Annotated in this window: 23 protein-coding genes; 14 read left to right on the forward strand and 9 right to left on the reverse strand. The window is 64.8% G+C overall.

Going from position 1 to position 25,491, the window contains the following annotated elements:
- Positions 1 to 28: 28 nt before the first annotated feature.
- Complete coding sequence (locus NYR58_RS04325; RefSeq protein ID WP_261519250.1) at positions 29 to 919, reverse strand: LysR family transcriptional regulator; 891 nt, start codon at positions 917 to 919, stop codon at positions 29 to 31.
- Between the two features lie 135 nt (positions 920 to 1,054).
- Between NYR58_RS04325 and NYR58_RS04330 the strand changes: the two genes are divergently transcribed.
- Entirely contained in the window at positions 1,055 to 2,005 is a 951-nt protein-coding gene (locus NYR58_RS04330) for a DMT family transporter (protein ID WP_261519251.1), read from the forward strand.
- Positions 2,006 to 2,045: 40 nt separating this feature from the next.
- Positions 2,046 to 2,684 (forward strand): NAD(P)-dependent oxidoreductase, encoded by a 639-nt coding sequence (locus tag NYR58_RS04335; RefSeq protein ID WP_261519252.1) that lies wholly within the window; start codon positions 2,046 to 2,048, stop codon positions 2,682 to 2,684.
- Positions 2,685 to 2,695: 11 nt separating this feature from the next.
- Here the strand turns inward: NYR58_RS04335 and NYR58_RS04340 are convergent, their stop codons facing one another.
- The 4 genes from NYR58_RS04340 to NYR58_RS04355 form a co-directional block, all read right to left on the reverse strand.
- A complete protein-coding gene (locus NYR58_RS04340) occupies positions 2,696 to 4,036 on the reverse strand; it encodes an HlyD family type I secretion periplasmic adaptor subunit (protein WP_261519253.1) in 1,341 nt (446 codons plus the stop codon).
- Positions 4,037 to 4,047: 11 nt separating this feature from the next.
- A complete protein-coding gene (locus NYR58_RS04345; RefSeq protein WP_261519254.1) occupies positions 4,048 to 6,276 on the reverse strand; it encodes a type I secretion system permease/ATPase in 2,229 nt (742 codons plus the stop codon).
- 21 nt (positions 6,277 to 6,297) lie between these two features.
- Positions 6,298 to 8,286, reverse strand: a complete 1,989-nt coding sequence (locus NYR58_RS04350) for a hypothetical protein (RefSeq protein ID WP_261519255.1) — start codon at positions 8,284 to 8,286, stop codon at positions 6,298 to 6,300.
- Between the two features lie 108 nt (positions 8,287 to 8,394).
- Complete coding sequence (locus NYR58_RS04355) at positions 8,395 to 10,152, reverse strand: hypothetical protein (RefSeq protein WP_261519256.1); 1,758 nt, start codon at positions 10,150 to 10,152, stop codon at positions 8,395 to 8,397.
- A gap of 616 nt (positions 10,153 to 10,768) precedes the next feature.
- On the opposite strand from NYR58_RS04355, the gene NYR58_RS04360 reads away from it, so the two are divergent.
- Positions 10,769 to 11,614 (forward strand): response regulator transcription factor, encoded by an 846-nt coding sequence (locus NYR58_RS04360; RefSeq protein ID WP_261519257.1) that lies wholly within the window; start codon positions 10,769 to 10,771, stop codon positions 11,612 to 11,614.
- A 12-nt stretch (positions 11,615 to 11,626) separates the two neighbouring features.
- The gene (locus tag NYR58_RS04365) at positions 11,627 to 12,112 is read left to right on the forward strand and encodes a hypothetical protein (protein WP_261519258.1); all 486 of its coding nucleotides are present in this window, start codon (positions 11,627 to 11,629) and stop codon (positions 12,110 to 12,112) included.
- A 40-nt stretch (positions 12,113 to 12,152) separates the two neighbouring features.
- On the opposite strand, the gene NYR58_RS04370 is transcribed toward NYR58_RS04365, so the two are convergent.
- On the reverse strand, positions 12,153 to 12,770 hold the full coding sequence (locus NYR58_RS04370; protein WP_261519259.1) for a transglutaminase-like cysteine peptidase: 618 nt from the start codon (positions 12,768 to 12,770) through the stop codon (positions 12,153 to 12,155).
- A gap of 162 nt (positions 12,771 to 12,932) precedes the next feature.
- On the opposite strand from NYR58_RS04370, the gene NYR58_RS04375 reads away from it, so the two are divergent.
- The gene (locus NYR58_RS04375; RefSeq protein WP_261519260.1) at positions 12,933 to 13,490 is read left to right on the forward strand and encodes a hypothetical protein; all 558 of its coding nucleotides are present in this window, start codon (positions 12,933 to 12,935) and stop codon (positions 13,488 to 13,490) included.
- 38 nt (positions 13,491 to 13,528) lie between these two features.
- On the opposite strand, the gene NYR58_RS04380 is transcribed toward NYR58_RS04375, so the two are convergent.
- The gene (locus NYR58_RS04380; protein ID WP_261519261.1) at positions 13,529 to 13,966 is read right to left on the reverse strand and encodes an Lrp/AsnC family transcriptional regulator; all 438 of its coding nucleotides are present in this window, start codon (positions 13,964 to 13,966) and stop codon (positions 13,529 to 13,531) included.
- A gap of 133 nt (positions 13,967 to 14,099) precedes the next feature.
- Here NYR58_RS04380 and rocF point away from each other — a divergent pair, with 133 nt between their 5' ends.
- From rocF to panC, 6 genes are all read left to right on the forward strand, one after another.
- Positions 14,100 to 15,020, forward strand: coding sequence for an arginase (gene rocF, locus NYR58_RS04385; RefSeq protein WP_261519262.1), 921 nt, complete (start codon positions 14,100 to 14,102; stop codon positions 15,018 to 15,020).
- Positions 15,020 to 16,105 (forward strand): ornithine cyclodeaminase, encoded by a 1,086-nt coding sequence (locus NYR58_RS04390; protein WP_261519263.1) that lies wholly within the window; start codon positions 15,020 to 15,022, stop codon positions 16,103 to 16,105. The genes rocF and NYR58_RS04390 overlap by 1 nt, the downstream gene beginning before the upstream one ends.
- 120 nt (positions 16,106 to 16,225) lie before the next feature.
- A complete protein-coding gene (gene bhcB / locus NYR58_RS04395; RefSeq protein WP_261519264.1) occupies positions 16,226 to 17,179 on the forward strand; it encodes a beta-hydroxyaspartate dehydratase BhcB in 954 nt (317 codons plus the stop codon).
- A gap of 88 nt (positions 17,180 to 17,267) precedes the next feature.
- Positions 17,268 to 18,386, forward strand: coding sequence for a polysaccharide deacetylase family protein (locus tag NYR58_RS04400; protein ID WP_261519265.1), 1,119 nt, complete (start codon positions 17,268 to 17,270; stop codon positions 18,384 to 18,386).
- 176 nt (positions 18,387 to 18,562) lie between these two features.
- A complete protein-coding gene (gene panB, locus NYR58_RS04405; RefSeq protein WP_261519266.1) occupies positions 18,563 to 19,396 on the forward strand; it encodes a 3-methyl-2-oxobutanoate hydroxymethyltransferase in 834 nt (277 codons plus the stop codon).
- Positions 19,393 to 20,253, forward strand: a complete 861-nt coding sequence (panC, locus tag NYR58_RS04410; protein ID WP_261519267.1) for a pantoate--beta-alanine ligase — start codon at positions 19,393 to 19,395, stop codon at positions 20,251 to 20,253. The genes panB and panC overlap by 4 nt, the downstream gene beginning before the upstream one ends.
- 7 nt (positions 20,254 to 20,260) lie before the next feature.
- Here the strand turns inward: panC and recQ are convergent, their stop codons facing one another.
- The gene (gene recQ, locus NYR58_RS04415) at positions 20,261 to 22,063 is read right to left on the reverse strand and encodes a DNA helicase RecQ (protein ID WP_261519442.1); all 1,803 of its coding nucleotides are present in this window, start codon (positions 22,061 to 22,063) and stop codon (positions 20,261 to 20,263) included.
- 282 nt (positions 22,064 to 22,345) lie between these two features.
- On the opposite strand from recQ, the gene NYR58_RS04420 reads away from it, so the two are divergent.
- The 3 genes from NYR58_RS04420 to NYR58_RS04430 are packed head-to-tail and all read left to right on the forward strand — an operon-like array spanning position 22,346 to position 24,159.
- The gene (locus NYR58_RS04420; RefSeq protein ID WP_261519268.1) at positions 22,346 to 22,918 is read left to right on the forward strand and encodes a hypothetical protein; all 573 of its coding nucleotides are present in this window, start codon (positions 22,346 to 22,348) and stop codon (positions 22,916 to 22,918) included.
- Positions 22,919 to 22,933: 15 nt separating this feature from the next.
- A complete protein-coding gene (locus NYR58_RS04425) occupies positions 22,934 to 23,473 on the forward strand; it encodes a hypothetical protein (protein WP_261519269.1) in 540 nt (179 codons plus the stop codon).
- A 44-nt stretch (positions 23,474 to 23,517) separates the two neighbouring features.
- The gene (locus NYR58_RS04430) at positions 23,518 to 24,159 is read left to right on the forward strand and encodes a LysE family translocator (protein ID WP_261519270.1); all 642 of its coding nucleotides are present in this window, start codon (positions 23,518 to 23,520) and stop codon (positions 24,157 to 24,159) included.
- Positions 24,160 to 24,222: 63 nt separating this feature from the next.
- Here the strand turns inward: NYR58_RS04430 and rlmN are convergent, their stop codons facing one another.
- Positions 24,223 to 25,452, reverse strand: a complete 1,230-nt coding sequence (gene rlmN / locus NYR58_RS04435; RefSeq protein WP_261519271.1) for a 23S rRNA (adenine(2503)-C(2))-methyltransferase RlmN — start codon at positions 25,450 to 25,452, stop codon at positions 24,223 to 24,225.
- Positions 25,453 to 25,491: the final 39 nt, after the last annotated feature.

Below are 25,491 nucleotides of genomic sequence, written 5' to 3' on the forward strand. Positions count from 1 at the left end.
TCGCCGGCTCTCCGCATCCATGCCGGCTTCATGTCGTTTCAAGCTCGGCGACCAGGAAATCGAGAAACGCCCGCACCTTGGGAACGACGTGGCGCCGCGAAGGATAGACGGCATAGACCGACAGATCGACCGTCGACCACTCTTCGAGCACCCTTTCGAGCCGCCCCGCTTCAAGGTCGTCGCGCACATAGGCCAACGGAATGAGGCTGAGCCCGAAGCCGGCGCGCAGCGCATCGCGCACCGCCAGGCTCGATGTCACCCGGTAACGGCCCTCGATGGGCACGCGGACCGTCTGTCCCCTTCTGCTGAAGGTCCAATCGTCCACATGTCCCGAAAGGGTGAACTGGATGCAGCTGTGCTGGCGCAGATCTTCCGGGCTTCGTGGCCGTCCGTGGCGTTCGAGATAGGCGGGTGCGGCGCACACGACATGCGCGGTGGTGGTGAGCTTGCGCGCAACCAGGCTCGAATCCTCAAGCCGGTCGCTGGCGCGAATGGCGATGTCGAAGCCTTCCTCGACGATGTTGACGCGCCGGTCGTCGAGACGCAGATCGAGGGTGAGATCGGGATGCCGGGAGAGAAACCCCGGAAGGGCCGGGGAGAGACAGACGAGCGTCAGCGTCAACGGCGCGCTCACCCGCAGCAGGCCGCGCGGGCTTTCCTGCAGGGGGCCGAGCGAGCTGTCGGCCTCCTCCAGCTCGTCGAGCACGCGGGCGATCTGCCGATAGTAGAGCGTGCCGGCTTCCGTCAGGCTCATGCGCCGGGTGGTGCGATTGATGAGCCGCACGGCAAGATGCGCTTCCAGCTCGCCGATATTCTTGCTGACGGCCGCCGGAGACAGGTTCAGATGGCGGGCGGCGGCGGCAAAGCTTCCGAGCTCGACCACATGGCGAAAGACGGTAAGGGCGGTCAGTCGGTCCATTTTTCTTCACCAATGGTGAATAGTCATTCGACGCAAATCGACATTATCCCAAGCTCCATGATTGATTAAGGTTGAATCCTGCACGGACGGCGCGGAGCGTGAGACTGTCCGGCGCGGAAGCCTGGGAGATGCGAGATGACGATGCCGGAGGCGCAGACGGGGCCGCGCGGTGCCCATACGGGAATGCTGCTGTGGGCGCTGATCGTGGGCTTGTCCTTCCCCGCGGTGGGGCTCCTGAACGAGGGGCTGCCGCCGCTTCTTCTCACGGCGGTGCGCTTTGCCATTGCCGCATTGGCCATGGCTGTGTTCGTGCGGCGCGCGCCCGACCGATGGCCGGGTCTGCCGGGGCTGGCGCTCTACGCCGTCATGGGACTGTGCCTTGCAGGCTTCTTCGGCGCCATGTTCTGGGCCGCGCACCGGGCAACGGCGCTTTCGATGGCCACGCTCTATGTCAGCGTGCCGTTGCTGGCCTATGGGCTTGGCCGCGGCCTCGGGGTGGAACATCCCGGGGGGCGTCTCTTCGCCATCCTGGCGCTCGGTGCTGCCGGCGCGCTGGCACTGGCGCTGGCCCAAGGCGGCACTGCATCGGGCGGGTTTCGCTTCGGGTCGGGCGAGGCGGTCTTCTTCCTGGGCTGCGTGGCGACCGCCCTCTATCCCGTGCTCAGCAAATGGGGGCTGGCGCGCGGCTGGCTTTCCGGGGATGCGGCGCTGCGCACCTTCTGGAGTCTCGTCGCCGGCTGCATTGCCATCGCGCTTCTGGGTCTTCTCCTGGAGCGGCCGCAGGATCTCGTCCGCATGAGCCTTTCGGACCTCCTGCTGGTGGCCTATCTGGGCGTCTTCTCGAGCGGCGTCACCTTCTGGCTCATGCAGCGGGCCACCGCAGTGCTCACGCCCGGTACCGTCACCGCCTACACCTATCTCGTGCCCTTCGTCTCGATGGTCATCCTGTTTGCCCAAGCGCCGGCGCATATCGGCTGGCAGTGGCTGCCGGGCAGCGCGATGGTGGTCCTGGCCATCACGCTTCTGTTGCGCCGCAACGGCAGCACCTCCGCCCCGGCGCAGGCGGTCAGGGCCGTGCGCGGCTGACCACATCCGGTTCATGTCAATTGCGAGGAGTTTGACACCCATGCGAATCGTCGTCTTTGGAGCTGCGGGGAATGTCGGCCGCCGCGTGGTGGCGGAGGCCCTCGGGCGCGGCCACGCGGTCACTGCCGTGGTGCGTGATGTGGCGCGCGCCGCAGATGTGCCCTCCGGGGCGGTGCTGCGGGCCGGCGATGCTTCGGATGCGCAGCAGGTGGCCGCGCTCAGTGCCGGCCAGGAACTGGCCATCAGCGCCACGCGCCCGGCACCCGGCAGCGAGGGGGATCTGGTGCTCACGGCCCGGGCGCTGTTTGCCGGGCTTTCGCGGACCGGGGTTCGGCTCCTGCTCGTCGGCGGTGCGGCGAGCCTCGTTGTGCCCGACACCGGCGGCCTGGTGGTGGACGACCCGCGCTACGTGCCGCCGGCATGGCGGGACATCGCCCTGGCCTGCTGCGAGCAGCTCGCCGTGTGCCGCACGCAAGGCGATGTCGATTGGGCCTATCTCAGCCCGCCGGCGCTGCTCGAACCGGGCGAGCGCACGGGGCGCTACCGGCTCGGCCGAGACGAACTCCTCATCGGCGCGGATGGGCGTTCGCGGATTTCCATGGAGGACTTCGCGGTCGCGCTCATCGACGAGGCGGAGCGGTGCAGCCACCGGCAGGCCCGTTTCACCGTCGGCTACTGATCGCTGCGCCTTCAGCGCTCGGTAAAGGCCCGCGACATGCTGTCGGTGATGGGCTTGATGATATAGCTGAAGAATGTCCGCTCGGCGGTCTGTATGAGGATTTCCACCGGCATGCCCGGCGTCGGCGTGAAGCCTCTCACCCGTGCAAGCTCGCTGGGCGGCAGGTGAACGCGCACGAGATAGACCTCCTGGTCCTGCGGGGTCTTGTCGGCCGGCAGCGCGTCGGCGGAGACATAGAACACCTCGCCTTCCAGCACGGGTGTGGTGCGCTGATTGAGCGCGATGAGGCGCACCGTCGCCTTCTGGCCGGTCTTCACACTGTCGATTTCCGTCCTGCGGACCTGAGCCTCGATGATCAGCGGAACACCGGCGGGCAGGATTTCCATGATGCCCTTGCCGCTTTCGATGACGCCGCCGGGCGTGTGATAATACAGCCGCAAGATCGTGCCCGAGACTGGCGCGTTGATCGTTATTCGCTGCAGCACGTTCTGAGCCTCGCGGAACTGTTCGCGCACGGTGTCGAGCTCTCCCTGAATCTGCTGCAGCTCTTCGAGTGCGGTCTCGCGATAGGCATTGCTGATCTGCAGGATCTCCTGCTCCTGCTTGTTGATTTGCGCGTGGGTTTCGGAAATTTCCGCCGACAGGCGGCCGATCTGTCCCGTCGCTTCGGCGATGGCGCGGTGGATGGCGGCGATCTCGGTCCGGCGCATCAGGCCCTTCTGGAGCAGCGTCTCCTTGCCTTCCGCTTCCTCTTGCAGCAGCCTCAACTGCACCTGTGTGGCATCGCGTTGTTCGGCATAGCCCTGTGCACGGAAGCGCAGGGCCTCGATGTTGCGGTCCAGAAGGGCGATCTCGCTGTTCAGCTTCATCTGCCAGGCCTCGAAGTTGAGCTGCTGGCCTTCGAGGATGGGGCGCACATCGGCGTCCCACCGGTGCTGCCGGACGAAATCCGGCAGCACGATGGCGCCGGCCCCTTCGATCTGGGACTGCAGGCGCGCGGCGATGGCCTCCAGCCTGATGCGCCGCAGGAAGAGCTGCCGCTCCCGCGCTTCGGCCGCGGTCTCGTCAAGCCGGATCAATGGCTGGTCCTGCTGCACGTGATCGCCCTCGCTGACCAGAATTTCCTTGATGATGCCGCCTTCGAAATGCTGCACGATCTTGTTCTGGCCGGTGGCCACAAAGCTGCCCTGGGCGATGACGGCAGCCGCCAGCGGCGCGGTGACCGCCCACCCGCCGAAGCCGCCGAACGTCACGAGGAGAAGGATCATTCCCACCGTCGTCTGCTTCCAGATCGAGCGGGGGACATCCGCGTACCACTCCAGGTCATGAACCTTTGCGATATCTTCGGACATGGTGCTCTTTCCTATTGTATCTGGTGGCCGAACGAGCCGGTGTCGAAGCGCACGCCGCGTGCCGCCAATGCCTGCAGAACGTCCTTGCGCATGCCGAACAGGGCCACCGTGCCGTTCACCAGAAGCAGAATCTTGTCCACATGGTTGAGCAGCGCCGGGCGCTGGGTGATGGTGATCACGGTGATCTTGTTCTGCTTGGCATGCTTGAGCGCGCGCAGGAGAGCGGCCTCGCCGGCGCTGTCCAGATTCGAGTTCGGCTCATCCAGCACGACCATGCGCGGATTGCCGAAAAAGGCACGGGCCAGCGCGACGCGCTGCTTCTGCCCGCCGGAGAGGGGCGAGCCGTCGGCGGCCACCATCGTCTCGTATCCATGGGGCAGGGTGGCAATCATCTCATGCACGTCGGCCAGGATCGCCGCTTCGTATATCTGGGCATCGGTGGCGTCCTCGCGCATCCGCGCGATGTTGGCCTTGATGGTTCCGGGGAAAAGCTGCACGTCCTGCGGCAGATAGCCGATGTTCTCGCCGAACTGTCGCTGGTCCCAGTTGCGCAGGTCCATGAGATCGAGCCTGACATTGCCGGATGTGGGCAGGATGGAGCCGACCAGCATCTTGCCGAGCGTCGTCTTGCCGGCGCCGGAGTTGCCGATGACGGCGAGAGAGTCGCCCGGCGAGAGGGCGAAGGAAATGCCGTTGAGGACCACGCGCTTGGTTCCCTGGGGCACGTAGAGAAGCCGCTCCACGTCCAGCCGCCCCTCCGGGCGGGGCAGGTTGAGGCGCTCGAAATTGAGGGGCGACGCCTTCAGGAGGCCGGCAATGCGGCCGTAGGAGGCGCGCGACTGGGTGTACTGGTTCCAGCCCTCGATGGCACCTTCGATGGGGGTCAGTGCCCGCCCGGCGATGATGGAGGCAGCGATCACCATTCCGCCGGTCAGCTCACCCTCGATCGCCAGATAGGCGCCCCAGCCCAGCATGGCCACCTGGGTCAGCAGGCGCGAACCCTTGGACATGGCGGCAAAGACGATGTTGCGGTCCTGCGCGACCACCTGCGCCTTCAGCGAACTGGCCGTGTCCCGCCCCCAGATCTGAACCGCCTCGGGGATCATGGCGAGCGCGTTGATGATCTGCGAATTGCGGGACATGGAGTCGACGTGAAGATTGGCCTTGACCTGGGCGTTGTTGGCTTCGCCGAAGGGGGCAGCGGTGGCGCGCTGGTTGATGAGGGTGAGAGTGAGAAGCACCAGCGCGGTGAAGATGACGATGGAGCCCAGATGCGGGTGAATGAGGAACACCGCCAGGATGAAGAACGGCGCAATGGGTGCATCGAGGAACGAAAGCAGCGTGCGTGAGACCAGGAAGGAGCGCACCTGCTGAAGATCGCCCAGGGTCTGGTACTCCTTGCCGTTTCCATTCAGGGAGGCGCGTGCGGCGGCGCTGAGCACGGGGGAGCCGAGTTGCGTGGCAAATTCCACGGCCGTGCGCATGAGGATGAAGCGCCGGATGGCGTCGAACATGGATTGCAGGACCACGGCGCCGACGATGACGATCGTCAACATGATCAGCGTGTCGATCGACCGGCTGGTGAGAATCCGGTCCGAGATCTGAAAGAGATAGATGGGGATGGCCAGCACCAGCACGTTGCTGGCGATGGTGAAGATCATCACCACCACCAGATTCCTGCGCACCGCCGTCAGGCCGGCTTTCAGGCTGGCCGTGAAGTCGACCGGCCCCAGGCGCTTGTGGAACACGCCGGGATCCTTTCCGCCCGGCCCCTTGCCGCCGCCGGAATGGGGCACCTTGTCCTGCGGGCGCTGGCGTGCCGTGATCGGCCCGCGGTCTCCCTCGATCGTCACCATCCCTTCCGCACGCGGCGTTTCCCGCACCTGCGGCCGCGGCGTCTCCTGCTTGCGCTCGGCGTGGGCATCCCGCGGCCGCGCCCCTTCCGCAGGGCCGGCCGCATGATCGGCCTCCGGCGGCCTCTGCGGGCGCTCCGGCTCCGTGGGGCGTGGCGACCGGCGTTCCCCGCCGGCCTTGTCCTCTTCGCTGCCTGCCATCCTCACGAGCGCATCCACCGCGCGATGGATCTCCGCGAAGGTTTCCTCAACCGCGCTTTCATGGGGGCGGAGAAGACTCGAAAGGCTTTCGCGCTTTCGGGTTTCCTGCCCACCCTGGGCAGGTTGGGATTTCGGCGTGACTTCTTCGCCGGTCGACCTGGCAGTGCGGTCTGCATATTCGGCCATGAAGCCCCCCGAAATGATCCACTATCCGATCATGGTCTGCAGACCGTCGGCCTGTCCGTGATCGGGATCGAAGTTTCCTGCGTAGCCATAGTCCGCCTCTTCGGCGTCCTGCAGGTCGTCATCCAGAAAGACGACCGCCTCGCTCACCAGGGCATCCGGGTCCTGAAAGCCGACCTCCGGATCGGTGGAGATGATGTTGGCCTGAATGAGTATTTCGTTGGAGTAATGCCCCTCACCGACATAGGTCTTGCCCAGCGAGTCGAGATCCATGATGGCCGCATTGTTCAACAGCGCGTTGCCGCCGGTGCTGACCGACCAGTCCGCCTCCGGGTGGGGATCCGTCGCGTGCATTGCGAGCGCCACCTGGTCGCTGTCGCCCAGCATCGTCGTCTGCTTGACATATTGCACGTTGATGAGGTCGCCGGTGATGTGCAGCACGCGCAGCGGGCCAAATCCCGCAAAGGCGGGGTCGGAAAGGACACCGTCGCTCAGCTCCTGGTCGCCGCCCGCCAGCTTCTCGCCCGTCTCCCTGTAGTGGGAGGGCAGGGGGTCGAAGCGGTCGGCACCGCCCACATTGTAGATGTAGGCTTCGTTCCACAGGAGATTCCCCGAGGTGGAGATGGAACCCTGGCCGGTGGTGTCGAAGCCGGACACGGTGCCCACAAGGTCATCGTCGATCAGCACGTTGAGCTGGTGGATGATGTTCGCGTCGTAGACGTTTCCGCCCACGATGATGAGATCGTAGGCGAAGCCGAGCTCGTAGATCGACACTTCGTTGAAGGCGAAGTTGTCGCCCGAGGAGACGCGCGTGGTGACACCCGAGGAAGAGAGAATGCCGACATCGTTGTCGGTCATGTAGGTGAACTGCTGCAACCAGTTCACGATCATCAGGTCGCCGCTGACCTCCTTGATCACCCAATGCTGCGGGAAAGCGCCGGCAGGCTGGCCCGACTGGCTGCCGTCCGAGGTGTCGAAGCGGTCGAAGGTGGCGATGTTGAATGCCTGCGACGGCGCGGTGTCGTGCCACCATCCGCCGAGGGTGGGGGAGAGCTGGTCGTTGTCGCTCCAGGCGTTGATCTGGATTGCGGCATTGAGCTCGATGTGCTGGCCCATGACCGCCGTCACCGTGGAGCCTGTCCACAGATTCTGGAGAACGGCGTTGTTGACGATGGTGTTGCCGCCGGTGTCTACCTTCACCGAGACGTCGATGTCCGCGCTGCTTTCGGAAAGCGTGGTGCTGGTGGGAAGGCTCTCTTGCGTCTCTTCCTCTTCTTCCTCCTCGAGGGTGAAGTGGTCTTCGAGCTTCGGCGCTTCCTCGACCTTCGCGCCGTCGAGGAAGGTGCCTTCGAGCGTCGTCGATTTCTCGACGGTCAGCTCCGTCCCGGCAGCCATCTCCTCAGGGGGCGCTTCCGGCGTGTCCTGGAGGAGCTGGGAGGCCGTGATGACGAATGTTGCAAGCTCCTGCGCCGTGCCGGCAATCTCAAGCTCGCCGATCGGAGAGAGGCGCCCCGCAAGGCCGGCCAGCGCGATTAGCTGCGCGTCGCTGATGGGCGAGGCCGCGAAAAACAGGCCATGCCCGCCGACGCCGAAATAGTCGTTGTCCGAAAGGCTGATGCCCTGGTGAAGGTAGTTGGCGACGGAGCCGAGCGTCTCGATCTCCGGCAGGATCCGGTGAGAGACGCCGCTGGCGGCGAACTCGGGGAGATAGCCGGTGTTGACAATCCGGCTAAGCTCGCCTTCCGGGATCCGCGGCGGCTCGAAGCCGGCAAAGGTCCAGGGGTGGAAGGATACCCAATCCGGCAACGGGGCCTTGTAGACGAGCGCCGGATCGTAGCCCAGGAATTCGTAGGAGGTGAAGAAGTCCGGCGATAGAACCGGCAGATCGGGCGCCTCCGGGTTGTCGGAGGGTGCCGCCGTGAACGCGTCGTAGGATTCTCTTTGCCGCGCTTCTTCGACAATGGTCGCAAACAGGCCGATGAAGTGAGCGATGGCTTCCGTGATTCTGTCCATCTGCGCGGCACCTTCTCCTTTGGGGAGCATCGGGCTTCAGCCCGCTCCCGGGCGTTGAGGACTGCGCGGGGGGTCCCGCGCAGTCCATTCGCTTGGTGCGGCTTGCGCTCAGGCGTCGTCGTCCTCACCCACAACCGTGTTGGTGAGGCTGCCTCCGACCACGGTCATGTCGATCGCGTTCTGCTGGAGGTTGGCCCCCATCACGATCTCCTGGTTGAAGGCGCTCGTGTTGACGATTGCGTCAGCGGTGGCCGTGCTGGTGCCGGTGACGATGCCGTCGTCACCATTGTTGGAGCCCCAGATGCCGCCATTGCCGCCATTGCCGCCGTCGCCATTGGTGGCGAAGCCGCCATTGCCGCCGTCGCCGCCATCACCGGAGAGCGCCCAGCCGCCGTAGCCGTCGCCGCCATAGCCGTCGGCCCAGGCTCCGCTCAACGCGGCACCGCCATCGCCACCGCCGGCCCAGGCATGACCGCCATCGCCGTCACCGCCGGCGGCCCAGCCGCTCATGGCGTCTCCGCCAAGGCCGCTGCCGCCGTTGCCGCCGTCGCCGCCTACGCCGAACCCGGCACCGCCGCCGGCACCTGCGCCAAGCCCTGCTCCGGCAGCATGGCCGCCATCGCCACCGTCGCCGGCGTTCTTGGCGTCGCCGCCGGCGCCGCCGTCGCCGGCATCGCCGCTGTCGCCGCCTTCGGAGTCGCCGCTGTCACCGGCATCGTCGGCATCGCCGCCGAAGTTCAGGATCGGAATGCCGGCGAAGAAGGCATCGACACCGTCGCCGCCTTCGGAATCGCCGCCGTCACCCGTGTTCCCGGCATCGCCAGCTTCGGAGTCGCCGCCGTCTTCGCCGTCACCGGCCGTGTTGTCGCCGCCGTCGTCGCCGTCGCCGGCCAGAGCCGCACCGACGCCAAGGCCGAGACCGAGGCCGAGACCGACACCGGCACCCAGGCCGCCGTCGCCGCCCTTGCCGCCGTCGCCCTTGCCGCCTTCAGCCTTGCCGCTGTCGCCCTTGCCGCCTTCGCCCTTGCCGCCGTCGGCCTTGCCGCCGTCGCCTTCGCCGCCGGCCGCGATGCTGACCGCGAGGCCGCCATCGCCCTTGCCGCCGTCGCCGAAGCCGCCGAAGGCATCACCGCCATCGTCGCCGTCGCCGCCATTGGCCTTGGCCTTGGAGCCGCCGTCACCACCCGAGCCACCGGCATCGATCCCGTCGTCGGCATGGGCAAAGCCGCCATCGGCATCGATTTCCTGCTTGAAGTAGTCGTCGTTCTCGACTTCGGCGTTGTAGAGCTTGTCGTCGTCGGAGATGTTGGCGTTCTGGCTGATCACGTTGCCGACATCATTGCCGGCGCCGTTGAGCGAGCCCGAAAGAACATTCTCGAAGTTCACGTTGAACATGCCTTCGATGGTGTTCTTGAAGCCCTTCATGTCGATGTCCGCGAAGTCGTCATCGGTGGGCATGTAGCCTGAAAGGTCCACACCAACGCTGACGTCGACATCCACGTCGGTCTTGTTCTCGTTGATGCTCTTGTTCAGGTTGAAGTTGGCGTTGCCATTATGGTTGCCGTTGTGATTGCCATTATGGTTGCCATTCAGGTTGGCATTGAGGCCGATGCTCTTTGACGTCGCATCGGCTTCGCCCGCACCGACACCCACACCAAGCCCGGCACCCACGCCGATCCCGGCGGAGGCGTTCGTGTTGCTGTTGGTATTGGTGCTATCCTGGGACTGATGCTGGCCTTGACCCTGACCTTGCGCCTGTCCCTGAGCCTGACCTTGGCCCTGGCCCTGTGTCTGATCCTGCTCCTGAGAGCGTCTCCTATGCATTGTCGTGACCTTTCGTCGAGGCCGCGACAGCTTGACCTTCATTCATCTCCTTGAGGGCCTTCGCTGCGCGCGGATTTCATCTTTTCGTCGTTCGGTTTGGCGCTCGGACGCGCATCGACGCGGACGCAACGCCTCAGTCTCCATGTTCAATTTTCTGTGATCGCGGCCCTCCCTTCTGTGGGACGGTGGCGGGACGTGAACCCTCATCGCTACGCGTGACTGGATGCGGCGCGGGTCGTCCGGATCGCTTTCCGTTCCCTGTTTTGAAGGGAGCAGTGTGTCGCCAGCAGAGAGCCGGCAGAAGACGCCACTTCGAGCTAGTCCGTGCGTTTAGGCGGGAAACCTTTCCCCGCACGGACCGTTAGTAATGTTCATATGGGCGTTACTTCTCGCTGTACTGAAATGAAATTGACAGCAAATTCCTTCCAGTACCGATCAGTACGCCATCCAATACCAAGAGTTAATTTCGAGGCCGGCGCTCATTAATAATTTGTGATTGCTTGTCAGCTTTCATGGCAACCCTTGGGGACGCCACAAAATTGATAGACCGTTCGGCCTATTTCGGGTTCTGCTGGTTTGGTCTATATTTAGTTAAGGACGGAACGAAAGGGACAATCCCGAACATGGTGTTCGGTTCAGGGGCGGGAGGCGTTTCCCCATGATGCAGCGTGAGAGTAGTGCGTCCGCAGGCAATCATACTAGACTGACCATTCAAGGTCCTATCGAATCCACTTACAGGCGAACTTTGCTTTTCATCGCTCCGCCAGGCAGCGTTTCCGATTCAATGATGGCGGCGGTGGAACGGGAGTTCGGCTGGATTTCTGCTCACAACGTGCCGGAGGCGCGGCTGGCCTGCACCCGTTTCGGCGCGGAGGTGCAGCTCATCCTCGTGGATGCCAGGCTGCTTGGCGATTTCAACGCCCATGCGGGCGCGCTGGCGGCGGTGCATCCCTATGCGGCGACCGCCGTCATGGCGCCAGCGCCGGACGATTTTGGCGCTGGGCTGATGCGCAGCCTCAATCTCCACACGGCGCGCGGCGTCCTGCCGATGGATGTGAATATCGACATCTGGCTCTCCATCATAAGGATCATGCTGAAAGGGGGGAAATATTTCCCGCCTGCCATGTACTCGCGGCTGCGGTACCTGGAGACGGGGGGTCATGATGTGCCGATTGAAGATCGTCCTGGTGGCCACTCCGAGCAATGGAGCAGAACGATGGACGAGCTGACCGTGCGCGAATTGGAAGTACTCGCGATGGTGGCCCGCGGACATCAGAACAAGATCATCGCGGCGGATCTTGGTCTGTCGGAGCATACCGTCAAGATTCACATCCACAACATCATAAGAAAGCTGGGCGTTCACAACAGGACCGAAGCGGCGGCGATCTATTTCGAATATGTCAACCGCCGTCAGCCCGATGGTGGACAGGATCAGGAAGGAGAGGAGAGCAGCGAAGCCGGCCAATCTCTGGATGCCACCGGCAAGAGAGCCGCTGGCCTGTGAAACCTTCATCCCATGCCCAAGCTTCAGGAAATCCTGCTGCTGGTCGGGCAGCTCAACTATACGTGGACGAACACCGAAAGCCTGCTCATCTATCTGATAGCCGGCTTGGCGCGTGTGGATAAGGAGACGGCGATCGTCATCTTCCTGACGCTGAACACGCCGCGCGCCAGAATCGATCTCGTCGAGAGGCTGGCGAAAATGCGCTCCACGCCGGTTTCCTGCCGGCAGGAAATCCTCGCCATCACCAGGAAGCTCTCAAAGGAAGCCGGGCTGCGCAACAAGTTCAATCATTGCATCTATTCGTTCGATCCCGAGAGCGGGCGCGGCATCACGCAGCTCATGCGCATTTTTGAAAGCAAGGACGAGATCAAATACGGAAAGGTGGAGAGCCTGGACGAGACGGAGATCGAGCGAATAAGGAAAAGCATCTCCGCCCTGGTTGAAATCAACAAGGCCATCTGGGCGGTCTCGGGAAAATACGGCTTTCCGACAGGCTGACCGCCCGCCCGCGCCGCGGCGGCTGGACGGGAGCGCCGTCTCAGGATGCGCCGCTGGCCGCGGCGATCCTGTCCCATTTGCCGGGCGCCGTCTGCGACTGGCGGGCGAAGAAACGATAGGGCGCGCGCGTCCACTCCTTGATCGCATCGGTGCGGTTGTCGAGGATGAGGTCGCCCCGGTCGGTGCGCACCGTCAGCACCACATGGCCTTCTCCGCCGCTGGTCACGACCGTCAGCAGCAGCACGGAGGCCGGCCAGCCCCGCTTCATCAGCTCGTGCTTCTTCAGAATGGCGAAGTCCTCGCAATCGCCCACCTTGCCGGGCAGCCGCCAGTCGTCCTCCCTGCCCACCGACTGCAGGTCGCTTTGCTCCACGATCCGCCTGTTGACGGCGCGGTTTACGGCATGAAGCTCGGCCATATGCGCGTCGGTCAGCTCCAGCGTCTTCACGTCGCCGCGCGTGCTGCACAGGCGCGGCTCGGCCGCACAGAAGGCATTGAAGGCCGGTGGCGGAAAGGCGTGGCCGCGCAGCTCCATCTTCCCGCCATGGCTGGAAAGGTCTGCGCTGGAGGTGATGCCCGCCGTCGTCGCCACCGATCCGGTCTGACTGCAGCCAGCGAAAATGACGATCGAGAGAAGTAGTACAAAGGGCCTATTCATACGGATTCCTCGATGAATAGGTACATCTATATAGACTAAATTGGTATTGCAAATGTCACCAAAAAGATTCTCTGAAAATATCGTTACTGTATAATGAATTTTCGTTAATACCGGTCAGGGGACTTGATCGGGTTGGGGTAACTGTTTGGACGGGAGGTAGTCATGTATGGTAGTCGCCTCACCAGTCCACTGTTGTTGGCATCAACGGTGGCCTTCACTCTGGGAACAGTCTTGCCGTCGGAGGCGCAGCAAAGTCCTCGTCCGCGCCTGACGCTCGACCAATGCCAGCCGCTTACGGCGGAAAACTACGAGCTGTGCTGCATCGCGAGAAATCGGCACGCCATTCTCACCGCGGAGCAACTCGAGCAGTGCCCGCCATTGGTCACATCTCTCATCCAGAACGTGATCAACAACAGGGGGTTCGGCTTCTCGACATCCGAGGATGACGACAGGCGCAACCTCAGCCGCAGCAGTCCACGCGTCGGCGGCCCTTCAGGCGGCAATGACAGCGATGGCGGCAATGACAGCAATCACGGCAATGACAGCAATGGCGACAACGGCGGCAGCCATGGCGGTGGTGGCTGGAGCTCCGGCGCCAGTGCCAGCGCGAGCGCCAATGCCAGCGCGCATGCCGGGGGCGGTGCGAGTGCCAGCGCCAGTGCCGCGGCAGGGGCGTCGGCGGGCGGTGTAAGCGTCAGCGTGGGTGTGGGGCAGCCCTGACCCGCGAAGGCAGGCGGGGGTGACCGGCGGCGCCGGTGCTACAGCCGCGCCCTGGTGCTGTGGGGTGTGGCCAGCAGCAGGCTCGTCTCGCTTGCCATGATGCCGGGAATGAGACGGATGCGCCGCAGGACGGCATCCAGATCGGCAAGTGTTGCCGTTCCCAGCTCCACGACAATGTCCCATCGTCCATTGGTCGTGTGGATGGCGGAGACCTCGGCAAAGCCGCTCAATGCGTGGATCACGCGGTCGGCCGTCCGCCCCTCGATCTCGACCATCATGATGCCGCGCACCGGCGAGTCCACCGCGTCGGCGCGCAGGATGACCGTATAGCCCAGAATGTGGCCAGCCTGCTCCAGACGCGCCATGCGCGCGCGCACCGTGGCGCGGGAAACACCCAGATCGAGCGCCAGATCGGAGATGCTGCGCCGCGCATCGTGGCGCAGAAGGGTGATGAGGCGTTCGTCGAGCTGGTCCAAGGAGTGTGCAATACGAAGGGAACTCTTGCCATCTCGATAAGCCAATGGGGCAATTCTGTCAAATTGCATTGTTCAATCTGTCACCAAAACACGGTCGAATGTCGGCCGTTGCGAACCTTGTGCGGAGTTGGCAATGCATTGCAGAATCGTCGGCGTTCCCGTTCAGGATGGTGCGGGGCGCATGGGCTGCGAGATGGGGCCGAGCGCGCTGCGCACGGCTGGCCTTGTCGCGGCGTTGACCGAGCTTGGCCATACGGTGAGCGATCTGGGTACGGTCGTGCCGGCCCCGGCGCGCCGGCTCGTTCACGGCAATCCGGCGCTCAAAGCCCTGCCGGAGGTGGCGGCCTGGACATCGGCCATCGCCGAGGCTGCCTATGTGGCAAGCGCCGACGGCATGCCGATTTTTCTGGGGGGCGATCACAGCCTGTCGGCAGGCTCCGTCTCCGGGCTGGCGCGGCGCGCGGCGGAGGCGGGTCGGCCGCTTTTCGTTCTGTGGCTCGACGCCCATCCCGATTTTCACACGCTGGAGACCAGCACCAGCGGCAATCTGCATGGCGTGCCGCTTGCCTATGTGTGCGGCAGGGAGGGGTTCAGGGGATATTTCCCGGCGCTTCATGCCCCTGTCGACCCTGCCCATGTGTGCGTCTTTGGCCTGCGCAGCGTCGACCCCGCCGAGCGGCAGGCATTGCAGGCGGCCGGGGTGCGCGCGCACGACATGCGTGCCATCGACGAGCATGGCGTGGCGCCGCTTCTGCGGGCGTTCCTGGAAAAGGTTGCTGCTGCCAACGGCCTCCTCCACGTCAGCCTCGACGTGGACTTTCTCGATCCCTCCATCGCGCCTGCGGTGGGCACCACGGTGCCGGGCGGCGCCACCTTCCGCGAGGCGCATCTGACCATGGAGATGCTGAGCGACAGCGGTCTCGTCAGCAGCCTCGACCTGGTGGAACTCAACCCCTTTCTTGACGAGAGGGGCCGCACGGCAACCCTTCTCGTGGATCTGACGGCGAGCCTGATGGGGCGCCGTATCATGGACCGCCCGACAAGGAGCCTGTGATGACCGCTGCCCAATCCCTCAATCTGGTTCCCTTCGTCAGTGTGCATCATATGATGCAAATCATCCTCGAGACCGGGGTGGAGCGCTTCCTGGGCGAGCTTTCCGCCTATATCGAGGAGGATTTCCGCCGCTGGGAGGCGTTCGACAAGACGCCGCGGGTGGCCTCGCACAGCCGCGAGGGCGTCATCGAGCTGATGCCCACCAGCGACGGACGGCACTACGGGTTCAAATATGTGAACGGCCATCCCAAGAACACCCGCGAGGGACGGCAGACGGTAACGGCCTTCGGGGTGCTTGCCGACGTTTCGAACGGTTATCCGTTGCTGATTTCCGAGATGACGCTGCTGACCGCCCTGCGCACGGCCGCCACCTCGGCGCTGGCGGCGAGATATCTGGCGCCTGAAGGGGCGGATTGCATGGCGCTCGTCGGCAACGGCGCGCAGGCCGAGTTCCAGGCCCTGGCCTTCAGGGAAACGCTCGGTATCCGCAAGCTGCGGCTCTACGACATCGACCCCGGCGCGACGCGGAAATGCCTGCGCAACCTTGCCGGCCTCGGCTTCGAGATGACGGCCTGCAGCAGCGCCGAAGAGGCGGTGGAAGGCGCGCACATCATCACCACCGCCACCGCCGACAAGCAGTTCGCCACCATCCTGACCGACAACATGGTGGGTGCCGGAACGCACATCAACGCCGTCGGCGGCGACTGCCCGGGCAAGACCGAACTGCACCGGGACATCCTGCTGCGCGCCGACATCTTCGTGGAATATCCGCCGCAGACGCGCATCGAAGGCGAGATCCAGCAGCTTGCCCCCGATCATCCGGTGGAAGAGCTGTGGCGCGTCATCACCGGTCAGGCCGCCGGGCGGCGCGACCGGCAGCAGGTCACGCTGTTCGATTCGGTGGGCTTTGCCACGGAGGATTTTTCGGCGCTGCGCTATGTGCGCGACCGCATCCGCGAGACGGGCCATTTCATCGAGCTCGACCTGTTGGCCGACCCGGATGAACCGCGTGATCTCTTCGGAATGCTGCTGCGCTTTCCGGGCTCCTCGCTTCTCGCCGAGAAGGAGAGGGGCCTGGCGTCCTGATGCGCGGCGGCGCTGCGAGCCTCCCTCGTGGGGCGTGCATTGTAAGCTCTCCCGCTTGCTCGTATGAGGGGCGGGGGGCAGCCTTGCCTCGTTTGCACAGCCTGGAGGGAACCGCTTCAGATGGACCTGCCCGCTTATGACGACGTGCGGCGCGCCCATGCGCGCATTGCTGGCCACATCCACCGCACGCCCATTCTTACAAGCAGCTTCTTCGACGGTCTTGCCGGCGCCAGCCTGTTCTTCAAATGCGAGAACTTCCAGAAGGCTGGCGCCTTCAAGGCGCGTGGCGCGGCGAACGCCGTGTTTGGCCTGAATGAGGCGCAGGCGCGGGCCGGCGTGGCCACACACTCATCGGGCAACCATGCCCAGGCGCTGTGCTATGCCGCGGCGAAGCGCGGCATCGCGGTGACGGTGGTCATGCCGGAGACGGCGCTGGAGGCCAAGAAGGCGGCCGTGCGCGGCTATGGCGGGACCGTGGTGGAGTGCGCGCCCGGCATGGCGGCGCGCGAGGCCGCGCTTGCCAGGGTCGTAGCGGAAACCGGGGCGGAGGTCGTGCATCCCTATAACGATGCGCGGGTGATCGCCGGTCAGGGAACCTGCGCCAAGGAGATCATCGAGGATCTGGGGGCGCTGGACGCCATCGTCGCGCCCATCGGAGGCGGCGGTCTCATCTCCGGCTGCTGTCTTGCCGCGTCGGGCCTTGCGCCGGACATCAAGGTCTATGCCGCCGAGCCGTCGAACGCCGACGATGCCTGTCGCTCCAGAAAGGCGGGCCGGCTCATCGTGGAGGATGCGCCACAGACGGTGGCCGACGGGCTGCGGGCCTCGCTCAAGGCGCTCACCTGGCATTTCGTCTCCACCGGCGTGGAGGACGTGCTTCTGGCGGAGGAAGATGAGATCGTTGCGGCCATGCGCCTCATCTGGGAGCGCATGAAGATCGTGGTGGAGCCCTCCAGCGCCGTGGCGCTGGCCGCCATACTGGCCAATCGCCCTCTCTTTTCCGGCCGGCGCGTGGGCGTCATCCTGACCGGCGGCAATGTCGATCTGCACAGCCTGCCATGGATGGCGGGCTGAGGCCGGCAGCGAAACCGGCTCGAAAGGTTTTTGTCCTATCGCTCGGATCATGGGAACCGGGAGGCGGTCGGACACGGGGGAACAGCACATGCCGGAAAGCCATGTCGCGGCCGGGTCCGCCAGTCTGCCGTCGGCGCGGCGTGCGGCGTCGGGGCTGCCCGCTCCGTCCTTCCTGCGCGAGCGGCTCAAATACGCAATCATCCGCGCCGGGCTCGAAGCGTCGGCTCTCTTTCGCACCCATGCCCTGCTGCCCGGCCTCGGCGGACGCGGTGTGATCTTCACCCTGCACCACGTGGCGCCGGCGGAAAGGAGGCGCTTTCGGCCCAATGCCGGTCTCACCGTCACGCCCGGCTTTCTGGAGCAGGCCGTTCTTGCGGCACGCGAATGCGGTCTCGTTCCGGTCCATCTGCACGAGCTGCCGGCCCTTCTGGCCGATCCCGCGGACAGGCGCCGCTTCGTGGTCTTCACGCTCGACGATGGGTACCGCGACAATGCTGCATTTGCCGCGCCCGTCTTCCGCAGGCATGCCGTGCCCTATACCATCTTCCTCACCGGCGGCTTCGTCGAGCGACAGCGCACCATCTGGTGGGAGACGGCCGCCGCCCTGCTGGAAAGGGCGAGCGCGATAATTCTCGATTTCGGCGCGGGCCCGGAACGGGTGGAGACCGCCACCCTGGCGCAGAAACGGGCAGCCTTCGCGCGGCTGGAGGCGCTGGTCGGCGCCATCGACGAGGACGAGGCGGTGGCGCGCATCGACCAGGCGGCGCGCAGGGCGGGGGTCGATCCCATGGCCATCGTCGATCAGCTCGTCATGGGCGAGTCGGAAATCCGGGCGCTGGCGGAGGACCCGCTCGCCCATTTCGGTGCGCACACGCTGAGCCATGTCAATCTGCGCCGTGTCGGTGCCGAGCGGCTGCGCTGCGAGGTGGAAGGCTCGGCACGCGCGGTGGCGCGCTATGCCGGGCGCAGGGCACGATCCTTCGCCTATCCCTATGGCTGGGCGAGGGCAGCGGGCGCGCGCGAGGCGCAGGCTGTGCGCGAGGCGGGCTTTCCCGTCGCGGTCACGACCCGGCCCGGTGTCCTCTCGGCCGACTGCCTGAGGCAGCCCGCCCTCTTGCCGCGCGTTTCGCTGAACGGCCACTTCCAGGCAAAGCGCCATGTCAAGGCATTGATTTCCGGCCTGCCTCTGGCGCTGGCGCGCGGCTGAAACGGCGCGGGGCAGGGCGCCCGGTTTTCGGCATGGCGCCGCGCCATGCGGGATCCCCGAGCCGCGGATGGATTGCGAAACCGGCTTCCTGGCGCAGGCTTCGCAACTTCTTCGCATCTGCACAAAAATGTGTCATATGCGACCGCGAGGTGGTTGACGGGAAGGAGGAAAGGGCCATGAGCGCGGCGGCAAGGAAAGCGGGGCTCGCCCCGCCGCAGGTGGCAGCGCGGAAGTCGGGCGCGCCGCTGGTCTGCCTGACGGCCTATACCACGCCCATGGCGAGGCTTGCCGACGCCCATTGCGACATCGTGCTGGTGGGGGACAGTCTCGGCATGGTGCTGCATGGCCTGCCCACCACGCTGGGTGTCACGCTGGAGATGATGATCCTGCATGGCAAGGCGGTGCGCCGTGGGCTGGAGCGGGCGCTGATGGTGGTCGACATGCCTTTCGGCACCTATGAGGAGGGGCCCGAGCAGGCCTTCCGCAACGCCGCGCGGCTGATGGCGGAAACGGGCTGTGCAGCGGTGAAGCTGGAGGGCGGGGAGGCGATGGCGCCCACCATCCGCTTCCTTTGTGCGCGTGGTATTCCGGTGATGGCGCATGTCGGGCTCACCCCGCAGGCGGTGAACAGTCTGGGAGGCTATCACGTGCAGGGCCGGGGCGCGGATGGTGAAAGAGTGCGCCGCGACGCGGCGGCGGTGGCGGAAGCGGGGGCCTTTTCGGTGGTGCTCGAGAAAGTGCCGGAGCCGCTTGCCCGCCGCATCACCGGCGAGATTGCCGTACCCACCATCGGCATCGGCGCTTCCAGCGCCTGCGACGGGCAGATTCTGGTGATTGACGACATGCTTGGCATGTTCACCGCGTTCCGGCCGAAATTCGTCAAGCGCTATGCCGAGCTCGGCGCGGCGGCGGAAGCGGCGATCGCGGCCTATGCGGACGATGTTCGCGCACGGCGTTTTCCCGCTGGCGAGCACGTCTTCTCGCAGGCGGGCGATGGGGGTGCGGCATGAGCGTTCCCATCCTGCGCACCGTCGCAGCCTTGCGGGCGCGCGTGGCAAGCTGGCGGCAGGGGGGCGCGCGCGTCGCCGTGGTGCCCACCATGGGCGCGCTGCACGAGGGGCATTTAAGCCTGGTGCGTGCCGCGCTCGAACAGGCGGACCGGGTGATCGTGACGCTCTTCGTCAATCCGCGGCAGTTCAACAATCCGGCCGATCTCGCCGCCTATCCACGCACGGAAAGGGAGGATGCGGCGAAGCTGGCGCCGCTTGGAGCCCACCTCCTCTACGCGCCCGATGTGGGGGAAATGTATCCGCCGGGCTTTGCCACCACGGTCTCCGTGGCGGGTGTCAGCGAAGGTCTGTGCGGGGCCCACAGGCCGGGCCATTTCGACGGCGTGGCGACCGTTGTCGCCAAACTCTTCCTGCAGACGGGTGCGGATCTCGCCTTCTTTGGCGAGAAGGATTTTCAGCAGCTCCATGTCGTGCGCCGCCTCGCCCGCGATCTCGACATTCCCATCGAGATCATCGCCTGCCCGACGGTGCGCGAGGCCGACGGCCTGGCGCTTTCCTCGCGCAACGTCCGCCTGACGGCGCAGGAACGGCAGATGGCGCCGAAGCTGGCGGAAAGCCTCTTCCGCGCCGCCGGGCAACTTGGCGCCGGTGCCGCCTTCTCGCAGGCGCTGGCCGAGGCGGAGGAGGCCATCCTGGCCGCGGGCTTTGCGCGGGTGGAGTATCTGGAGGTGCGCTCGGAGGCAGATCTTGCGCCGATGGAAAGGCTCGACCGGCCGGCCCGGCTGCTGGCCGCTGCCTGGCTCGGCGAGACGCGGCTGATCGACAATGTCCGGGTGAGGCCTGCTTCCGCTGCGTGAGGAACCGTCAGGGAGAATGGCGGGCGATCACATCCAGAAAGGCAGCGCCATAGCGCTCCAGCTTCGAATGGCCGACGCCGGAAATCGCCTCAAGCGCCCTGCGGTCTCTGGGGCGGACCACGGCCATCTCGACCAGCGTCTTGTCGTGGAAGATCACATAGGGAGGCAGATTCTGGGCGCGGGCGATCGACAATCGCTTCTCGCGCAGCGCCTCGAAGAGCGCGCGGTCGGCGGGCGCGATGCCGCGCGCCACCTCGTGGGGGGCGGCCTTTGCGGGGCGCCCGCCCGTGCGCGCGGGTATGCGCAGCATCAAGGCGGGCTTTTCGCGCAGGAAGTCGCGGCCGCGTTCGGAGATCGACAGCCCGCCATGGCCGGCCAGGTCCACATTCACCAGCCCATGGGCGACAAGCTGGCGCAGGATGGAGCGCCAGGTGCGCGCATCGTGCTCCTTGCCGATGCCGTAGGTGGAAAGGCGGTCGTGGCCGAAGCGGGAAATGCGCTCGTCCTCGGCGCCCAGAAGAACCGAAACGATATAGGCTTGGCCGAAACGTTCGCCCGTGCGGTAGATGCACGACAGCGCCTTCTGCGCGGCGATGGAGCCATCGAACATTTCGGGCGGCGTGGCGCAGTTGTCGCAATTGCCGCAGGGCGCATGCGACTCGCCGAAATAATTGAGCAGCACCTGGCGACGGCACTGGCCGGTCTCCGTCAGGCCCAGAAGTGCGTCAAGTTTCTGCCGCTCCATGCGCTTGCGCTGCTCGGGGGCGTCCGACTCGTCGATAAAGCGCTGGCGAAGGGCGATGTCTTCGTAGCCATAAAGCATCAGGGCATCCGCCGGCAGCCCGTCGCGGCCGGCCCGTCCCGTCTCCTGATAATAGGCTTCGATGCTGCCCGGCAGGTCGAGATGCAGAACAAAGCGTACGTCCGGCTTGTCGATGCCCATGCCGAAGGCGATGGTGGCCACCATCACAAGGCCGTCCTCGCGCTGAAAGCGCGTCTGGTTGGCATCGCGCACGGCCTTGTCGAGCCCGGCGTGATAGGCAAGCGCGGTGTAGCCCCGTTCGTTCAGGAAGGCGGCGGTCTCCTCGGTCTTGCGCTTGGACAGGCAGTAGATGATGCCGCTGTCGCCCTTGTGTGCCTCCAGAAAGGCGAGCATCTGCCGTCGTGGCGCATCCTTTTCCGCGATGGCATAGCGGATGTTGGGACGGTCGAAGCCGGCAATGAAGCTGTTCTCGACGCCGATCTTGAGGTGGCTGACGATCTCGGCGCGGGTGGGCGCGTCGGCCGTTGCCGTCAGCGCCATGCGCGGCGTGTCGGGGAAGAGGTCCGCCAGACAGTCGAGCCGGCGATATTCCGGTCGGAAGTCGTGGCCCCACTGGGAGAGGCAGTGCGCCTCGTCAATGGCGATGAGCGACAGCCGCATGGCGCGCAGCCGCTCCAGAAAGGCCGGCCGCAACAGCGTTTCCGGTGCCACGTACAGGAGGTCGAGCGCGCCCTTCTCCATGGCCTGCCAGATCGCGGTGCGTTCCTGCGGGGCAAGCGAGGAGTTGAGCGCCGCGGCCTTCACGCCGGCCTGGCGCAGGGCGGCCACCTGATCGGCCATCAGCGCGATGAGCGGCGAGACGACAAGCCCCATTCCCGGCCGGCAGAGGGCCGGAATCTGGTAACAAAGGGACTTGCCGCCACCAGTGGGCATGAGCACGAAGGCGTTGCCGCCGGCGATAGCATGGTCGATGATCTCCGCCTGCCGGCCGCGGAACGCATCATAGCCATAGACGGTCTTGAGCAGGTGCAGGGGTTCGCGCGCCATTCCAGCCCGATTCGTTTTCGACACGGTGCGCCGCCTCCATAACAGCCGCACTCCACCTTTGCACCCGTTCGCCAGGCAGCGGGGAGATCTGCGGGCCTTGGGCGGAGGGCGTCGCCTTGCCTTCGGTCGTTCGCGGGGGGCTTGGCCATGGCTGGCGGCGAGTACAGGCTCGATGGATGGGCTCAATAGGGCCACAAATCAGACGCAAGTGGACATGCTGCTCCAACTCCTGGAGCGCTTCTTCAACTTGGCGCGTTGCCCTGCTGGGCAGATGGAGAAACCATGATATTCTCGAAGTTTAAAGTTGCTGCCTTCGTTTTCTTCACGTTTGCATCGCTGGCCAATGCCGGCCCTGCCGATCCACAGGCAGCCGACGATCGCACGGCCAATGTCAGTCAGCAGCAACGAGCCTTTCTGACGAACTTCGCACGTGTCAGTCCCCGCAGCAGCGCGGCTTGGCCGGGTTTCGATATCCGGCAGATTCCAATCCTCATCGTCTTCCGCAATGCTGCTGGCGATCCAGTGAGGGCACTGGCCCTGAATCATCCGAATCCTCCCGCGTTGGGACAGTCGGTGAATGTGGGTCCGCTGACCGATGGCAGCCGCGCCAGCGAGATCACGAATTTGAAGTTTCAGGACGAGTTAAAGAAGATCGAAAACTTCGTGTTCAGCCTGGAGTTGGGCGGGGCCCCTACTTTTGTTTTGAGTTTGGATCAAGAAAGCGATTATATTTTTCTTCAGACAGATCGGCCGGAATTTATAGCGTATGTTTTTCATGAATCATTTCATCGCCATCAGCTTGATAATTTTGAAAATGCACATGATGATGATTCTCAAGAAACAGATGATTTTTGAGAAGAAAATATCTATTTGTCTCGGCTTGAAGATCTGATCCTTCTTGAAACGAAGGATGCTCGTTCCACATCAGAACTGGAAATTCTGGGTGCTGAGTTGGTGGCGCTTCGCGAAAAGCGGAGAGCGCGCGATGTGCAGGTGGCGATTGACGACCATCAGGAGCGGATCGAGGGGACAGCGCGCTATCTGGAAGCTTTTCTTGTCGGCGATATGGGGGCGACCTATAACCTGAACAATCTCCATCAGGATCTGGAAGTCGAGTTGGCCGAGATCGGCATCAAGGAATATTTCGGCTTCGGGCGTTTCTATTCCAGCGGTGCGATGGTGATACATCTGCTCGACAGGCTTGGTGCAAGGGGACACAAGGAAGCCATTGCGGCCGGCAAGTCTCCGATGGACGCCCTGAGAGACGAATTGCGGTCGCGCGGCATTTCGGCGAATGTGGAGACGGTTATCCGGCGGCTTGATCCACATGGCAGCCTGTATCGGCAGGCTGAAGAATGGGCGAGGGTGGCCGAGAACGAACCCGACATCTTCGCGGACGAGCGAACGTGATCGTCCGGCTTCCCGGCGCTGCCGTTCGGGTGTAAGGAAGCATCATGGTTTTCGTGCCCGATCTCGCCGTGATCCTGCAGTTTGCAGCCGCCACCTTCGTTCTGGCGATCACGCCCGGCCCGGACATGACGTTGTTCGTCGGCCGCGCGCTGAGCCAGGGGCGGGCGGCCGGCTTTGCCTGCATGTTCGGCGCCATGACGGGCATTCTGGTGCACACCTGTCTGGTGGCGCTGGGGCTTTCGGCGCTGATCGTCGCGTCGCCGGAGGCCTTCCTGGCCCTGAAGATCTTCGGCGCCGGCTATCTCGTGTGGTTGGCCTGGCAGGCCATCCGCCATGGTTCCGCCTTCTCGCCGGAGATGAAGGCAGGAGGCAGCCGCTCCCTGTTCCGCAACTGGGCGACCGGCCTCGGCATCAATCTCCTCAACCCGAAGATCATCCTGTTCTTCATGACGTTCCTGCCGCAGTTCGTCTCGGCCAGCGACCCGCATGCCTCGGCGAAGCTGCTTTTCCTCGGTCTTCTCTTCATCCCGCTCGCCCTGCCGGTCACCGCGCCCATGGTGCTGGCGGCCGACGGTTTCGCACGGCTTTTGAAGAAGAGCCCGCGGGTCACGCGCGTGGTGGACTATCTGTTCGCCGGCGTCTTTTCGGCCTTTGCGCTGAAAATCCTGACGGCCCAGGCACGGTAGGAGGAAAGGCGCCCACCGCGCGACGGGTCGGGCGGTCGGGCAAGCTGCCCGTCGGGCGAAGCCCTACTCGCCCCCGTGCCCGGCGATCATCATCGCTTCGAGCTTCAGCCGCTCGGCCTTCTTCAGCCGTTCGGAGGCCGACTTGAGCTGGCCGCAGGCAGCCAGGATGTCGCGCCCACGCGGAGTGCGGATGGGAGAGGCGTAGCCCGCGCGGTTGATCACTTCGGCAAAGCGCTCGATCTGCTCCCAGTCCGAACATTCATAGGCGCTGCCCGGCCAGGGATTGAAGGGGATGAGGTTGATCTTGGCCGGAATGCCGCGCAGCAGGCGGACGAGCGCGCGCGCATCCTCGAGCGAGTCGTTGATGCCCTTCAGCATCACATATTCGAAGGTGATGCGTCGCGCGTTTGAAAGACCCGGATAGGCCCGGCACGCCTCCAGAAGCTCCTTCAGCGGGTACTTCCTGTTGATGGGCACCAGCTCGTCGCGCAACTCGTCGCGCACGGCATGCAGCGAGATGGCGAGCATGACGCCGATCTCCTCGCCCGTGCGGTAGATCTCCGGTACCACGCCGGAGGTGGAAAGCGTAATGCGCCGCTTGGAAAGCGACAGGCCCTCGCCGTCGGAGGCAATCAGCAGCGCCTGCTTCACGTTCTCGAAATTGTAGAGCGGCTCCCCCATGCCCATCATGACGATGTTCGTCACCTTGCGGCCTTCCGCGGGCACGATTGCGCCGTCGGGCGTGTCGGCATCGGGAAAATCGCCCAGCCGGTCGCGGGCGACAAGAAGCTGGTCGAGAATCTCGCCGGCGGTCAGGTTGCGCACCATCTTCTGCGTGCCCGTGTGGCAGAAGGAGCAGGTGAGCGTGCAACCCACCTGGGAGGAGATGCACAGCGTGCCACGGCCCTCCTCGGGGATGTAGACCGTCTCCACCTCCACCGGCCGGCCGGCACCGCGCGGGGGAAAGCGCAGGAGCCACTTTCGCGTGCCGTCCTGGGAGATCTGCTCCTCGACGATTTCCGGGCGGGCGATGGTGAAACGCTCATCCAGGGCGGCGCGCAGCTCCCTGGAGATGTTGAACATCTTCGAGAAATCCGAGACGCCGCGCACATAAAGCCAGTGCCAGAGCTGGCGCACGCGCATGCGGATCTGCCGTTCCGGCACGCCGAGGGAGGCAAGGGCTTCGCCCAGCGCCTCGCGCGAAAGGCCGATCAGCGATGTCTTTTCCGCCGCAGTGCCGGGCCGCAGCCGGGCGCGGCTTTCGGGCGTGGATGTGTCTACTGTCAAGGTCATGATGCAGCAAATGCGTTTCGGGCGGCGCGGTGGCCGCCC

It is taken from the genome of Chelativorans intermedius, assembly GCF_025398255.1.
GTDB classification, from domain to species: Bacteria; Pseudomonadota; Alphaproteobacteria; order Rhizobiales; family Rhizobiaceae; genus Chelativorans; species Chelativorans intermedius.

What these genes read in the sequence shown, in the direction of transcription:
- NYR58_RS04325 (WP_261519250.1), bottom strand. Translation starts at nt 919, where the DNA reads ATGGACCGACTGACCGCCCTTACCGTCTTTCGCCATGTGGTCGAGCTC.
- NYR58_RS04330 (WP_261519251.1), top strand. Translation starts at nt 1,055, where the DNA reads ATGACGATGCCGGAGGCGCAGACGGGGCCGCGCGGTGCCCATACGGGA.
- NYR58_RS04335 (WP_261519252.1), top strand. Translation starts at nt 2,046, where the DNA reads ATGCGAATCGTCGTCTTTGGAGCTGCGGGGAATGTCGGCCGCCGCGTG.
- NYR58_RS04340 (WP_261519253.1), bottom strand. Translation starts at nt 4,036, where the DNA reads ATGTCCGAAGATATCGCAAAGGTTCATGACCTGGAGTGGTACGCGGAT.
- NYR58_RS04345 (WP_261519254.1), bottom strand. Translation starts at nt 6,276, where the DNA reads ATGGCCGAATATGCAGACCGCACTGCCAGGTCGACCGGCGAAGAAGTC.
- NYR58_RS04350 (WP_261519255.1), bottom strand. Translation starts at nt 8,286, where the DNA reads ATGGACAGAATCACGGAAGCCATCGCTCACTTCATCGGCCTGTTTGCG.
- NYR58_RS04355 (WP_261519256.1), bottom strand. Translation starts at nt 10,152, where the DNA reads ATGAAGGTCAAGCTGTCGCGGCCTCGACGAAAGGTCACGACAATGCAT.
- NYR58_RS04360 (WP_261519257.1), top strand. Translation starts at nt 10,769, where the DNA reads ATGATGCAGCGTGAGAGTAGTGCGTCCGCAGGCAATCATACTAGACTG.
- NYR58_RS04365 (WP_261519258.1), top strand. Translation starts at nt 11,627, where the DNA reads ATGCCCAAGCTTCAGGAAATCCTGCTGCTGGTCGGGCAGCTCAACTAT.
- NYR58_RS04370 (WP_261519259.1), bottom strand. Translation starts at nt 12,770, where the DNA reads ATGAATAGGCCCTTTGTACTACTTCTCTCGATCGTCATTTTCGCTGGC.
- NYR58_RS04375 (WP_261519260.1), top strand. Translation starts at nt 12,933, where the DNA reads ATGTATGGTAGTCGCCTCACCAGTCCACTGTTGTTGGCATCAACGGTG.
- rocF (WP_261519262.1), top strand. Translation starts at nt 14,100, where the DNA reads ATGCATTGCAGAATCGTCGGCGTTCCCGTTCAGGATGGTGCGGGGCGC.
- NYR58_RS04390 (WP_261519263.1), top strand. Translation starts at nt 15,020, where the DNA reads ATGACCGCTGCCCAATCCCTCAATCTGGTTCCCTTCGTCAGTGTGCAT.
- bhcB (WP_261519264.1), top strand. Translation starts at nt 16,226, where the DNA reads ATGGACCTGCCCGCTTATGACGACGTGCGGCGCGCCCATGCGCGCATT.
- NYR58_RS04400 (WP_261519265.1), top strand. Translation starts at nt 17,268, where the DNA reads ATGCCGGAAAGCCATGTCGCGGCCGGGTCCGCCAGTCTGCCGTCGGCG.
- panB (WP_261519266.1), top strand. Translation starts at nt 18,563, where the DNA reads ATGAGCGCGGCGGCAAGGAAAGCGGGGCTCGCCCCGCCGCAGGTGGCA.
- panC (WP_261519267.1), top strand. Translation starts at nt 19,393, where the DNA reads ATGAGCGTTCCCATCCTGCGCACCGTCGCAGCCTTGCGGGCGCGCGTG.
- recQ (WP_261519442.1), bottom strand. Translation starts at nt 22,063, where the DNA reads ATGGCGCGCGAACCCCTGCACCTGCTCAAGACCGTCTATGGCTATGAT.
- NYR58_RS04420 (WP_261519268.1), top strand. Translation starts at nt 22,346, where the DNA reads ATGATATTCTCGAAGTTTAAAGTTGCTGCCTTCGTTTTCTTCACGTTT.
- NYR58_RS04430 (WP_261519270.1), top strand. Translation starts at nt 23,518, where the DNA reads ATGGTTTTCGTGCCCGATCTCGCCGTGATCCTGCAGTTTGCAGCCGCC.
- rlmN (WP_261519271.1), bottom strand. Translation starts at nt 25,452, where the DNA reads ATGACCTTGACAGTAGACACATCCACGCCCGAAAGCCGCGCCCGGCTG.